Genomic DNA, 14239 nt, shown 5'->3' on the forward strand with positions numbered 1-14239 from the left:
TTACCGGTTACGACCGACAAAGAATTTCTGCAGCACTTTTACATAATCTTCACCGGTGCGTATATGCAGGAGTTCGCAACCAGCCCGCACAAAGATGTTTTTACAATAGTTTGTATGATTAAAGAAAGCAGCCTCGTATTGTTGGCGTACCAGGTAGTCGCTGGTATCTACCCAGCTGCGGGCCCCATTTTCGGCATCTTCAATTTCTATTAAGCCGGCTTCGGGTAATTGCATATCCATTTTATCATACACCTTAATTCCTATCACATCATGCTTTTTACCAGCTACCTTCAATCCATCTTCAAAATCATTGTCCAGGAAATCGCTTAAGAGGAAAACGATGCTGCTTTGGCGAACGGTGTTATTTAACCGCTGCAAGGCGTTCCCCAATCGGGTGCCTTTGTTCTTTGGTTCGGCGGTTAGCAGTTCGCGAACGATGTACAGTACGTGGTCTCTTCCCTTTTTTGGGGGAATGAACTTTTCTATTACATCGCTAAAGAAAAGTACGCCCACCTTATCGTTATTACTAATGGCTGAAAACGCCATCACAGCGGCCACTTCAGTAATAAGGTCTTTTTTTCGGGCATGGGTAGTACCAAATAAAGAACTGGCGCTTACATCGACCAGCAGCATTACCGACAATTCACGCTCTTCTTCAAATACTTTGCTGAATGGGTGATTAAAGCGGGCAGAAACGTTCCAGTCGATAAACCGGATATCGTCGCCTGGCTGGTATTCGCGTACTTCCTTAAACAACATACCCCGGCCCTTGAAAGCACTGTGGTACTCGCCCGTGAATAAATGACGGGTAAGCTTCTTGCTTTTGATCTCCAGCTCGCGAACTTTTTTTATTATTTCGGCTGTCGTTAGCATAATGGGGAATAGGGTGCCTTTTTTATGGTACTTGTATTACACGTAAAACGTCGTCAATTATATTTTCCACATTCACATTCTCCGCTTCGGCTTCGTACGTTAAACCTATACGATGACGCAATACGTCTTTTGAAATACTGCGCACATCTTCAGGAATTACAAAACCACGCTTGTTCAGGAAGGCATGGGCTTTGGCCGCCAGTGCCAGGTTAATGCTGGCGCGGGGTGAGCCACCATATGCGATCAGTGGTTTTAATTTTTCGAGTTTGTATTTATCGGGGAACCGCGTGGCAAAAACAATATCGAGGATATAATTCTCTACTTTTTCGTCCATGTATATCTGCCGGGCGAGGTCTTTAGCTTCTTTTATTTCCTGCATCGTCACTACCTGGCTTACCTGGGGTCCTTTTTCTCCCTGCAGGTTCTGGCGGATGATGATCTGTTCTTCCTCTTTGGTTGGATAATCAACAATTACTTTCATGATAAAGCGGTCCTGCTGGGCTTCGGGTAATGGGTAAGTACCTTCCTGCTCCAACGGGTTTTGTGTGGCCAGTACCAGGAACGGTTCATCCAGTTTATGCGTGGTCTCGCCAATAGTTACCTGGCGTTCCTGCATGGCTTCCAGCAAGGCGCTTTGCACTTTTGCGGGGGCGCGGTTTATTTCATCGGCCAGTACGAAGTTGGCGAAAATAGGCCCCTTGCGTACTATAAATTCATTTTTTTGCTGGTTATAGATCATCGTACCAATTACGTCAGCAGGCAACAGATCGGGAGTGAACTGAATGCGGCTGAATTTGGCATGTATCGCCTGCGCCAGTGATTTAATAGTGAGTGTTTTTGCCAAACCCGGCACCCCTTCCAGCAAAACGTGCCCGTTGCTTAACAGACCTATCATCAGTCTGTCGAGCATATGATGCTGACCAATAATAACCCTGGCTGTTTCGTCGCGGAGCCGGTCGATAAAAGCGCCCTGATATTGTATTTTGTCATTGAGCTGCCGGATATCATCTGCTGTTAATAGCATATACGGGGTTTAGTATGAATGATTGATAATCAGTTATGAAAATACGCCAATGCCTTTGCAAAGGGCTTGCCAACTTATAAAAACCTTCCTAAAATCAATAAAAATAAACATGTTTGACAACATACAATAAACTGGCAAATTTGTAGTTGCAGTAATTTACAAACTAACTTACCGGAAAGCAACGGAATAGGAATAAAATTTGCTCATATTAGTGGCCGTATTTACCCAATTTCCGTTTTCGGGTATTAAACTATCTAAAACTGTAAAGATGAAAAATTACGTATTCGCACTGCTTTCAATCGGAATTATCCTTTATGCCTGTAACAAAGACGATGATAAAAAATCAGATGACACTAACGCAAAAATGCAGTTAATTACCACCGCTACCTGGAAATATGATACCGTTGGTCTGGATACCGACAAAGACGGGAAAATCGATCAGCCCATACCTGCCATTGTAGGCGGTGTACAAGCGTGCGATAAGGACAATACCATTACCTTCAAAAGTGATAGTACCGGCGTACTTAGCAATGGTACCATCAAGTGTAATTCAACCGATCCGGCAACAGTAGCCTTTAGATGGTGGTTTAAAGACAATGGAGCTACACTGTATAGCCCTGATCCGCTTTTTGGCAGTAGCTTTTCCGGAAACTTCAAGGTAGGAGAACTGAGCAACACCAGGTTACGGATATTAAAAGACACCTCCTTTGCCCCATATGGCAATTTTACTTTAGTACTCGACCTAAAGCACTAATAGTTTAACGAATAAAATTAGTTTTAAGGCCTCCCATGTCTGGGGGGCTTTTTGTTTGTAACCCCGTCAGCGATAAGGGTTTCCCTATATAAAATATAGATTAAAAAGCTATTATCTACACAATAAAGAAGGGTAAATGCTGTTTAAATGCCGGCCTAAATCGTTTATCCCTGTAATAAATCCGATACTTTATGAATAAAACTTTTACTAAAATTCTTGTTTTAATCCTGATAGCAGTTACTTCATTTACAGCTTGTACAAAAGATACACAGGCTATTACAGTTGCAAACCTGGTAGGCACTTATGTACTGGTGTCCCAAACGGAAAAAGTGACCGGCCATCCGGAGATAGATGTTACAACTGAATATCACGATCCTTGCGAATTAGATGATCAGACTATTTTAAGAAGCGACTTCTCGGCAACGCTTGTTGATGCAGGCACAAAATGTTCTACTGTTGACAGCTGGACCGTTAACTGGTCATTGGATGGCAACGTACTTATAATCGACGGAGTGGAATATAATATAAAATCTCTTTCCCAAAGCACCCTGGTGCTGGAAGAACTCGGAGCCCAGAACAACATTGTGATCACTACAACCTATACTTACAGAAGATATTAATTGTACTATATAAAATAAAAAAGGACTGCCGGGTATCGACAGTCCTTTTTTATTTATGATAAATACTTTCCTACTATTGGCAGCCTACGGCCTACCCCAAACGCTTTACAACTTACACGAATAATGGGACAGAACTGATTGCGCTTGTATTCATTGCTGTTCACCAGCTTCAGGATCCGGCGCACCAACGCTTCATCGATGCCCATAGCGATCAATTCCTTTGGCCCTTTTCTTTTTTCAATGTATTGATACAACACTTTATCCAGCACTGCATAATCGGGCAAACTGTCGCTGTCTTTTTGATCGGGCCGCAGTTCCGCAGACGGTGGTTTGGTGATAATATTTTCGGGTATGATCTCCCCATTGCGGTTGAGATAATTTGCCAGCGCGAATACCTGCATTTTGTATACATCGCCCAATACGCTTAACCCGCCGGCCATATCGCCATACAGGGTACCATACCCGGTGCTCAATTCGCTTTTATTGGAAGTATTCAATAATATATAACCGAACTTATTGCTTATACCCATTAACAAATTGCCACGGGTACGGCTTTGTAAATTCTCTTCGGCCAATCCAAATGGCAGATCACCAAAAACAGGCTGCAGTGTATGCAGCAGTGAATCGTACACATTTTTTATAGGCACAATATCATAAGGGTTGCCCAGATTTTTGCTTAACTGTTCTGCATCGTCAACCGAATGGGAAGTGGAGAAATGGGAAGGCATTAATATGGCCCGTACATTTTCACGGCCCAGGGCACGTGTTGCCAGCGCCTGGGTAACAGCGCTGTCAATACCACCTGAGCTGCCCAGAATGGCTTTGGTAAAACCCATTTTACGGAAATAGTCCCTTATGCCCAATATTAAGGCTTCTTTTATCTGGCCAATATTTTCATCGGAAGTGAGATACTCGATGATCTTTTCAGGGTCTTCCACTTTTCCTACCCGCATGTCTTTATCAAACTCCGGCACGGCCTTCATTGGTTTGCGTTTGGCCTTTTGCACTTCAATTTCGTCGAGGTTTACAATGGCAAAGTCCTCTTCAAAATATTTCATTTCTTTCACTATCTGGCCATTGGCGTCCATGACAAGGCTGCCGCCATCGAACACGATCTCTGTTTGCGAACCAATGGCATTACAGTAAAACATGGGCAGTCCATATTTCAATACATTAGCTCGTACAATCTCTTCGCGGTCCTGATCGTGATCGTAATCGAAAGGGGAAGCAGAGATATTGATCATAAGATCAGGCTGCTGGGTAATAAGCATATCCATGGGGCAATGCCTGTACAATGGATTATCACCCAGGTTCCAGATATCTTCACAAACGGTTAAAGCAATTTTCTTCCCTTTAAATTCCAGCACATTCCATTCAAAGCCCGGCTCAAAATACCGGTACTCATCAAACACATCATAATTCGGCAACAGGGTTTTATGTGCTACGCCCGCTATCTTTTTGTCATACAACAACCAGGCTGCATTAAACAGGTCTTTTCCTTCTTTTGCCGGATTGCGTTGCGGGCTGCCAATAATTACCCCAATGGTATCAGCCTGCTCTTTTATAATGTCGATGGCTTTATAACATTCATTGATAAAGTCATCAAACTCCAGAAAATCACGCGGAGGGTAACCACAAATACTTAGCTCGGAAAAAATAACCAGGTCGGCTTTACGGCTCTTGGCATACTGTATAGCCCCCATTATTTTGCGGGTATTATCTTCAAAATTCCCTATATGATAATTTTGTTGCGCAATGGCAATTTTCATTTGAATATGTTGGGTTTAATAAAAACGGACCCCCGTTTTTCGTTCTGCCTACAAATTTACGCGAATGTGCAAAGAGATACAAGCTCAGCCTGATATCCCCTAAATTGCAGGCCGTTACAACAAAAACCGGGTTGTCGGCGTTGAAACGCAGCATGCAAAAGCCGAACCATAAAACTTGCAAGATGAAACGAACTGGATTGGTACTACTGGTAATTGCCGGGTTATTTTCCTGTAAAAACAAAGACATTCCTAACGTATCGAATATAAAAGTTGAGCTGACCGTAAAGCGGTTTGAACAGGATTTCTTTGCTATAGATTCTAATCACCTTATGACCTCTCTGGAGCACATGGGCCCCAAATATCCGCTTTTCCTGGGCGACTTTTTATACAACATTATGGAGCTGCCGGGGTTGAGTGATACCAGCCAGCAGGAACTGGCATTGCTGAAAAAGTTCATTGGCGACTACAAACCCGTTAAGGATTCGGCCGACCAGGTATTCCGGAATTTCACCTCCATTGAAAATGATGTGAAAAAGGGTTTGCAGTTTGTAAAATATTATTTCCCAGCGTATAAACCACCTACACAGCTCATTACCTATATCGGGCCCATGGAGGGTTACAGTGATGTGATCACCCGCGATGCGTTGGCAGTAGGATTACAGTTGCACATGGGCAAAAACTATTCGTTGTACCAAAGCAGTATGGGCCAGGCAGTTTTTCCCGGTTACATTTCCCGGCGTTTTACACCCGACTATATTGTAGTGAACTGTATGAAAAATATCATCAACGATATTTCACCTGAAAAAGGCGGCAGCAGGCCACTGGTAGAGCAAATGGTTGAAAAGGGAAAGCGATTATATGTGCTGGATAAGATCTTACCTTTTATCGAGGATTCGCTGAAAACCGGTTATACCGCCGCACAACTTACAGGAAGTTATAAGAACGAAGGGCTTATCTGGAATCACTTCCTCTCACACAATTTATTATTCACCATTGAACCCGCTGATATAAGGCCGTATATGGAGGAAGCGCCTAACACCCCTGAGATCAGCGAACAGTCGCCCGGCGCCATTGGCATCTTTGTTGGCTGGCAGATAGTCAAGAAATACATGGACAAACACAGCGCACTCTCCTTAAATGAGCTGTTGAATACCGATGCGAAAATAATTTTTGAGGAAAGTAAATACAGGCCGAATTAGTCAGTTGTGAGTGGTCAGTTGTGAGTGGGGTCTGAAATTCGGGTGCACTATTACTATTAATGGCAACTACCCCGGCTTTTAGGCACCTCAGCGGGGCAAACCACGACGCGGCCTTCTATCAACCTTATCAACATTATCGACAGATCAACTGGTCAACTTATTTCTTCCCTACTTTCTCTTTAAGCATCTCCCTGGCCGTTTGCAGATCGGTAATATCCTTAAACGCGTCTTTAGGCACCAGGAAAAAGGAGCGCGCATCAAAATAGAGGTGAAAAAAATAGGGACTTTCTACAAAATAGCTGAATTTCTTCCAGTCCCAGCCCTTGGATCCCTTGGCGGTTTCCAGCATTACCCCTTCATTTTCAAAACGCATGGTAAAATGGTCCTGGAAGGTGAGTGACCGGCGATAGATACTGCCAGGTAAGATGCGCCAGATAACCAGCATCAGCAGGAACCACAAAAAAGAAAATATTAAAAAAGAAATAGGTTGTATTTTCTTTAGGGCAAACAATACCGCCGAGGTAATGGCAAATACATTTATCAATACCAGTAGGATCTTGATCTCAGGACGCATTAAAAAGTGATACCGCAAGGCTTGAATTACCTGCTTCTTATCATAGCCAAATTGGACTGTCATTCAGTTTTCCCCTATTAAGGCCGTAAAAGTAAGAATTCCCGGGAAAGGCTGGTATAAAAACAGGGTTCAAATTAATGAACCCTGTCCAGCAGTGCACATGAAACTATCCCGCTTACGCGGGAATGTCCCTGTTTTCAGGGCAAACTTGTTCTTAATGGCTATACTTGAGGTTTAGTAATTCGTCTGAAATATCTTAGTGCAGAGGGCAAAACTTTTTCGTTTGCAAACCTACTTAGGAAAGTGGCGGATTGCAATACCACTTTGTGGTGGTTTATTGGGATATAAAAACAGGGGTATTTTTATTAATCTGCTGAATATCATTCACATAATTACAAATCAGCTCCTTAGGAAAGCACTGGGGTGATCGGGTATTTTTGAATGGTAGGATGGGACTTATGGGATTCTTGGGATGATGGATGGAGGATATATTATAAAAAAGCGCAGTAACCAGGCAAACAAACCGGGTACTGCGCAAATGAAAAAGTTTAATAGGCTAAATGGATGCTCATCTCACTCCCCGGCCGCATTTAGCTCTGCCATTCGCAGCCTGGTATGGCGAGATAAATCGGGTGCAGGAGGCCAGAAAAATAAGGCATAATGCTGCCAGTAAAAAAGAGTTCCATTTCAAGTGCATGGGCTGGGTTTTAAGGATAAACGGACTTGTATTTCAACCTAATATTAAAAAATATCTACATAACTATAAAAACAAGTAGATGAACCGTCCTTTTAGGCCGGTGAATACGCAAAAAGGAAAGTTTTTCTTCAACCTAACAAAAAATCCGCTCATGAACATGAGCGGATTGAAGTTTATAAATATAACCGTCCAAAAAATCACATTTATGAGTCCTGACTTAATCAGGACGATTGGAGCGGAACATCATTCAAACAAATCTCAACATTAGCTACAGCCCATGCTGTTACCGCAATTGAGGCATTTATAGCAGGTTCCGCTACGGATGGTAATATGTCCGCAGGTATTGCAGGCCGGTGCATCACTTTGCATGCTTTTAGCTGCTGCATTGATGGCATCGATACCTATTTCTGCTTTTTTAACAGTGGCTTTTACTGGTTTTAAAGGTTCTACATCAGGTGTTTTCGTTGGCTTACCGGGCACAACCCGTACATCACTCAATGGGGGAGTTTTTTTTTCATACTCCAGCGATGTGGGAATTTCATCCCATTCATCTACCCCAGTATTCATTACTTCTGGCTTGTCGAGCACATGTACCAGATCGGTTCTACCCAAATACTCGTATGCCAGGGCACGGAAAATAAAGTCTACAATGGAAGTGGTGCTCTTGATGTTGGGGTGATCGACCATACCAGCGGGGTCAAAACGCGTGAACACAAACTTCTCAACATACTCTTCCAAAGGCACGCCGTATTGCAAACCAATAGAAATAGCAATTGCAAAACAGTTCAGCATGCTACGCATAGTAGCACCTTCTTTTGCCATGTCAATGAAGATCTCACCTACTGTTCCATCTCCGTATTCACCCGTGCGTAAAAACAAGGCCTGTCCGTTGATCTTGGCTTTTTGTGTAAAGCCACGGCGTTTTGCCGGTAAGGTCCTACGTTCTACAATACGCGCCAATTCCCGTTTCAGCTTGGTATCGGGCGATGCCTGAACGCGTTTTTGTACTTCACCCAGCAACTCAGTAATAGTGAGTTTGCCCAGGTCAACAATGTTAGATTCCTGTGGTTCAGCGGTAGTAACATTTTCACTTGTCTCTTCTTCTGCTTTCTTCTTCTTATCGCTCTTATTGCTGAGCGGCTGACTTAGCTTGGAACCATCGCGGTACAACGCACAGGCTTTTAAGCCCAGTTTCCAGCTCATCATGTACGCATCTGCAATTTCTTCTACTGTTGCCTCATTGGGCAGGTTAATGGTTTTTGAAATAGCACCACTCAGGAAAGGCTGTGCGGCGGCCATCATACGAATATGGCCATGGGCATGAATATACCGTTCTCCCTTTTTACCGCACTTGTTGGCACAGTCAAAAACGGGCAAGTGTTCGGCCTTCAGGAAGGGTGCTCCTTCAATGGTCATAGTACCGCAGATGTAATCATTAGCGGCCTCAACCTGTTCATCTGAAAAACCTAAAGCTTCAAGCAGGCTCCATTCGAAATTAAAGTACTGCTCAGGTTTGAATCCCAGTCGTTGCAGGCATTCTTCGCCGAGCGTGTAAACATTGAATACGAATCCGATCTCAAAAGCGGAAGCTACCGCAGCATCTAATTTTTTTATTTCCTCGGCAATAAATCCCTTTTCGCTTAATGTTTGGTGATTGATATGCGGAGCGCCTAAGAAAGTGCCCGCTCCTACTGCATACTTTACAATGGATTCAATTTCGCGTGTTTGATAACCGAGGTTCTTCAACGCGGTAGGTACACTCTGGTTGATGATCTTAAAATAACCACCACCACTGAGCTTTTTAAATTTAACCAATGCAAAATCAGGTTCAACACCAGTGGTATCGCAATCCATTACCAGGCCAATGGTGCCGGTAGGCGCAATTACAGTAACCTGGGCATTGCGATACCCATATTTTTCTCCTAACTGTACAGCTTCGTCCCATGCTTTGGTAGCTGCTTTCAACAGGTAATCAGGACAATATTTTGCTTTAATTCCCTGTGGCTTTATTTGCAGTTTTTCATAATCATCTGCATCATAAGCGGCCAGGCGGTGATTGCGCATTACCCGCAACATATCTTCCCGGTTCTCTTCATATCGGCTGAAGGGTCCCAGTATAGAAGCCAGTTCGGCCGAAGTTTTATAAGCAATACCGGTCATAATAGCGGTGAGGGCGCCGGCAATACCGCGGGCCTCTTCGCTATCATAAGGTATACCCATAACCATTAACATAGAACCCAGGTTGGCATAACCCAAACCCAGGGTACGGTAATCGTAGCTCAATTGCGCTACTTCTTTTGAAGGGAACTGTGCCATCAGCACCGATACTTCAAGTACTACCGTCCATAAACGACATATATATTCAAAACCAGCTACATCGAACGTATTGGTCGCCTCGTTATAAAAACGGCGCAGATTGGCTGATGCCAGGTTACAGGCCGTATTATCGAGGAACATGTATTCACTGCAAGGGTTTGATGCATTGATGCGGCCTCCTTTAGGACTTGTATGCCATTCGTTGATGGTGGTATCGTATTGGGTACCGGGGTCGGCACAACGCCAGGCAGCATAGGCAACCTGGTTCCATACTTCTTTGGCCGGAATGCGTTTCATTACCTTACCATCGGTCCGGGCTTTTAATTCCCACTCATCATCATTCTCCAGCTTTTCGAAGAACTCATTGGAAATACGAATGGAATTATTGGAGTTCTGTCCGCTAACGGTTCTGTATGCTTCGCCTTCATAATCGCTGGGATAACCAGCAGCTATCAGGGCGCCTACTTTCTTTTCTTCTTCTACTTTCCAGTTAATGAATTCCATGATCTCGGGGTGATCCAGATCGAGACACACCATTTTGGCGGCACGACGGGTTGTTCCGCCGCTTTTGATGGCGCCGGCAGCGCGGTCACCGATCTTCAAAAAGCTCATTAATCCACTGGAAGTTCCACCACCACTTAATTTTTCACCTTCACCTCTTATAGTTGAAAAGTTCGTTCCTACACCACTGCCATATTTGAAAATGCGGGCCTCACGCATCCACAGGTCCATAATACCACCATCGTTAACCAGGTCGTCCTCAACACTTAAAATAAAACAGGCGTGTGGTTGCGGACGCTCATATGCTGAAGTTGATTTTTTCAATTGGCCATCAACGGGGTCTACATAATAGTGGCCCTGCGGTTTGCCCTTTATACCATAGCTTTCGAATAAACCGGTATTGAACCATTGCGGACTGTTAGGCGTGCACGATTGGTTCAGGATACAATGTACCAGCTCTTCGTAGAAAACAGTTGCATCCTGCTCGGAAGCGAAATAACCATACTTTTCACCCCATGCCCGCCAGCAATTGGCCATACGGTGGGCCACTTGTTTTACCGACGTTTCACGACCTAATGAACCATCCTGTTGGGGAACACCTGCCTTGCGGAAATACTTTTGGGCAAGAATGTCTGTAGCAATTTGGCTCCAGTGCTTGGGGACCTCCACATTATTCATTTCAAACACCACTTCACCACTCGGATTGCGGATCACCGATGTTCTGTAATCGTATTCAAACTGATCAAAAACGGACACTCCTTCGCGGGTGAAGCGGCGATTGAACTGTAAGCCTTTCGATTGCTTTTTTATGGCCATTGGTTAGTAAGTTTTTAACATGATTTAATCAGGGTATTTTGAACAGGGGTAGAGAACGAAAATATCTTTCAACGGCCAGATTTCCGACTGCTAGATATGCACAGCTGTGGAAAAAGGATGTGAAAAATACTAAGATGCAAGCTGGGTGTGACTTACTTGATTTTTGCACAGAATACGGTGCAATGTTGATTACTTTTTGTAGGCTGTTTATTAAAAAATCGTTATCTAATAAGGCCTTCGATAAATAACCGGAAATTGCCTGTTCTGCCCCCGAAACACCCCACTCTACTCCACACAAACAATCATTAGGAAAATGTTCGTTTTCTTTGCCTAACATGTCCTTTTATAAACAATTAACGTGGATGATGGTTGGAATGATCGCTGGTTATAACACCCGGTCCCAGGTGGCATTATCGGGCTGGGCAACCACTAATAACCAGTTCTCTATTTCCCGCAAGGTCACTTACCACTTGGAAGCCAGTTTTAGAAGCGATCCCAAAAGACAATACCTGCAAACTTTTTTAATGCGTACCGGCGCCTTTGTACAGTTGAACAGCCGGTGGAGCGTAGGGGGTGGTTATTGCCTGAATGACAATCGCCGCACCATTGGCGGCATAACTGCTTATGCAACAGAGCATCAGGCACTTGAACAAGCCTGGCTGGCCCATCCTGTTTATTTTGGCGGGGAAGGCCATAGGCATAAAACCTTTATGCGGCATCGCCTGCGGCTCGAAAACAGGTGGCTGCCCAACCTGCAGACGGAAAATGATGACCTAAAGAAAACCGGGACCTCCTTTACCAACCGGTTGCGGTACCAGATAAGGGAACAAATTCCTTTGGTTTCTGTTATAAACGACTTTAATAAAGGCACTTATGTGTTAGTGCAGAATGAGCTCTTTTTCAATGTAAGCGGCCAGCAATTTGTAAATGGCAAATGGTTCGACCAGAATCGCAGCCTGGTAGGCACGGGTTACCGGTTCAACAGACATACTGACCTGGAGTTATCGTATATGTTACGGGTTATAAAAGATGCCGGTAATGGTTGGGGGCACGAAAATCTGCTTCAGGTAACTGCTTTTAGTAGATTATAATACTTTGAATAACAATTAACGGTAAAAGTTTGGGCACCTTATAGCCCCTTTCGAAAACTTTTTGCATTTTTGTAGTCACCAATAGCCCAGCATGACGAATCGTATTTATCAATCTTTACTGCAACAAAAAGCGAAAGGACAGAAGTCATTTGCAGTACTGATTGACCCAGACAAAGTTACAGTAGATAAAATAGATGAGTTGACCGCATTGGCCACCGAAGCGCGGGTTGATTACTTGCTGGTGGGTGGCAGCCTGGTTGTTACCAACCGGCTCGATGAGGTGGTTCAGCAAATAAAAAAGAATTGCGATATCCCGGTGATCCTTTTCCCGGGAAGCCCATCGCAAATTACCCCATATGCCGATGCATTGCTTTATTTGTCCCTTATATCGGGGCGTAATGCAGAATTGCTGATCGGTCAGCATGTTATTTCAGCGCCGTTTGTAAAACAAAGCCGGCTGGAGATCATTTCAACCGGGTATATGGTTATTGACGGTGGTGCACCTACCACAGTTTCCTATATCAGTAATGCGGCACCCATCCCTGCCGATAAAAATGAAATTGCTATGTGTACCGCTATGGCCGGCGAAATGCTGGGCATGAAGCTGGTCTATATGGATGCTGGTAGCGGCGCCAAACGTCCCATCACAGAAAGCATGATAGAGAAAGTGGCAGAAGTGATTGAAGTACCACTGGTGATCGGTGGCGGTATTTGCGACCCCGAAAAAGCCTATCGCAACTGCAAGGCAGGCGCCGATCTGATCGTTATTGGCAATGCTATCGAAAAAGATGCTTCGCTGATAAAAGAGATGAGTGCTGCCATACATTCGGTGCCTACCCGAATATCATAATTGAACAATCTGATGGCTTAATTGTCTTATTGCAAGAGGCCCTTAACAATTAATTTGGAAATTGGCTAAAATTTTACACCAAAAACCCCGATTGATTGTAAAAAAGTGTTTTTCTTTGCGGTGACAAAATTCTATTGATTCAAAAGCATACCAGTTTAAAATGCAAAAAAATCTCACCATAATACTCGCTGATGTAGTCGCGCTAGCCGTGATTACTATAGTGCGTGGGGTTTTTCCTGTACGTCTCCGTACAGTTTTTTTCTTCCAACCTATCCCCGTAAGGGTGCGACGTTGATACTTACTGAACCATACAGCATGCTTTGTGGTAACTGGAATGACCTTCATTCCAACATACCCTCGTCTCCGGCACGATGTTTTAAGCCGTTGCATTTTTCACATTTAGCCTTGTTTCAAAAATGGAAACTCAACATCAATTTCAGGTACTTGTAGCCAACGAATCACACCTCAGCTTTGCTCAGATCATATGCGATGAAATGGCCGCATCGGCAAAAGCCCGCGGAACCGGTATAGCCAAACGTTCGCCTGAATATATTCAACAGAAGATGCGTGAAGGGAAAGCCGTGATCGCTTTTAACCAGGACGGTATCTGGGCCGGCTTTTGTTACATCGAAACCTGGAGCCATGGCGAATATGTTGCCAATTCAGGGCTCATTGTATCACCCAACTTCCGTAAGGGCGGTTTGGCAAAAGCTATTAAGAAAAAGATCTTCGAGCTGAGCAGGCAAACCTTCCCCGAATCTAAGATCTTCGGTCTTACTACCGGCCTGGCCGTTATGAAGATCAACAGTGATCTGGGTTATGAGCCCGTTACCTATTCCGAGCTTACGCAGGATGAAGCTTTCTGGGCTGGTTGCAAAAGCTGTGTGAACTACGATATTCTCATGAGCAAAGAGCGTAAGAACTGTTTGTGCACCGCCATGCTGTACGATCCCAAAGATCACTACGAGCCAGAGGAAACCAAGGAGTTCTTCGAAGAGAAGAAAAGCGTATTTGAGCGGCTGTTACGGATAAAACAATGGAAATTGCTGAAGCCTTTCTTTAAGGAAGATAAAGACTCCAACACCCCTTCTGGCGGCGGAGCCGGCAAGATCAAATCTTTTTTTCACTACTTTTTTAATCTCTAAAAACAATTCT

Annotated in this window: 11 protein-coding genes; 6 read left to right on the forward strand and 5 right to left on the reverse strand. The window is 44.1% G+C overall.

What is annotated here, in order from left to right; translation table 11 throughout:
- Positions 1-873 (reverse strand): DUF58 domain-containing protein, encoded by an 873-nt coding sequence (locus J7I42_RS02525; protein ID WP_209137196.1) that lies wholly within the window; start codon positions 871-873, stop codon positions 1-3.
- Between the two features lie 22 nt (positions 874-895).
- On the reverse strand, positions 896-1897 hold the full coding sequence (locus J7I42_RS02530; RefSeq protein WP_209137197.1) for an AAA family ATPase: 1002 nt from the start codon (positions 1895-1897) through the stop codon (positions 896-898).
- Between the two features lie 268 nt (positions 1898-2165).
- Here J7I42_RS02530 and J7I42_RS02535 point away from each other — a divergent pair, with 268 nt between their 5' ends.
- Both J7I42_RS02535 and J7I42_RS02540 read left to right on the forward strand, forming a co-directional pair.
- Complete coding sequence (locus tag J7I42_RS02535; protein ID WP_209137198.1) at positions 2166-2651, forward strand: hypothetical protein; 486 nt, start codon at positions 2166-2168, stop codon at positions 2649-2651.
- Positions 2652-2842: 191 nt separating this feature from the next.
- A complete protein-coding gene (locus tag J7I42_RS02540) occupies positions 2843-3271 on the forward strand; it encodes a lipocalin family protein (protein WP_209137199.1) in 429 nt (142 codons plus the stop codon).
- A 53-nt stretch (positions 3272-3324) separates the two neighbouring features.
- Here J7I42_RS02540 and J7I42_RS02545 read toward each other — a convergent pair whose 3' ends face one another.
- The gene (locus tag J7I42_RS02545) at positions 3325-5040 is read right to left on the reverse strand and encodes an NAD+ synthase (protein WP_209137200.1); all 1716 of its coding nucleotides are present in this window, start codon (positions 5038-5040) and stop codon (positions 3325-3327) included.
- A 182-nt stretch (positions 5041-5222) separates the two neighbouring features.
- On the opposite strand from J7I42_RS02545, the gene gldB reads away from it, so the two are divergent.
- A complete protein-coding gene (gldB, locus tag J7I42_RS02550; RefSeq protein ID WP_209137201.1) occupies positions 5223-6239 on the forward strand; it encodes a gliding motility lipoprotein GldB in 1017 nt (338 codons plus the stop codon).
- 157 nt (positions 6240-6396) lie between these two features.
- Here the strand turns inward: gldB and J7I42_RS02555 are convergent, their stop codons facing one another.
- Complete coding sequence (locus tag J7I42_RS02555) at positions 6397-6876, reverse strand: YcxB family protein (protein WP_209137202.1); 480 nt, start codon at positions 6874-6876, stop codon at positions 6397-6399.
- Between the two features lie 898 nt (positions 6877-7774).
- On the reverse strand, positions 7775-11143 hold the full coding sequence (locus J7I42_RS02560) for a vitamin B12-dependent ribonucleotide reductase (protein WP_209137203.1): 3369 nt from the start codon (positions 11141-11143) through the stop codon (positions 7775-7777).
- Between the two features lie 335 nt (positions 11144-11478).
- On the opposite strand from J7I42_RS02560, the gene J7I42_RS02565 reads away from it, so the two are divergent.
- The 3 genes from J7I42_RS02565 (at position 11479) to J7I42_RS02575 (ending at position 14229) form a co-directional block, all read left to right on the forward strand.
- The gene (locus tag J7I42_RS02565; RefSeq protein WP_209137204.1) at positions 11479-12234 is read left to right on the forward strand and encodes a DUF2490 domain-containing protein; all 756 of its coding nucleotides are present in this window, start codon (positions 11479-11481) and stop codon (positions 12232-12234) included.
- A 91-nt stretch (positions 12235-12325) separates the two neighbouring features.
- Positions 12326-13084 carry a geranylgeranylglyceryl/heptaprenylglyceryl phosphate synthase gene (locus J7I42_RS02570; protein ID WP_209137205.1) on the forward strand — a complete coding sequence of 253 codons (759 nt, stop codon included), beginning with the start codon at positions 12326-12328 and terminating at the stop codon, positions 13082-13084.
- Positions 13085-13500: 416 nt separating this feature from the next.
- A complete protein-coding gene (locus J7I42_RS02575; RefSeq protein WP_209137206.1) occupies positions 13501-14229 on the forward strand; it encodes a hypothetical protein in 729 nt (242 codons plus the stop codon).
- Positions 14230-14239: the final 10 nt, after the last annotated feature.

It is taken from the genome of Niastella soli (assembly GCF_017742245.1).
In the GTDB taxonomy this organism is placed as follows: domain Bacteria; phylum Bacteroidota; class Bacteroidia; order Chitinophagales; family Chitinophagaceae; genus Niastella; species Niastella soli.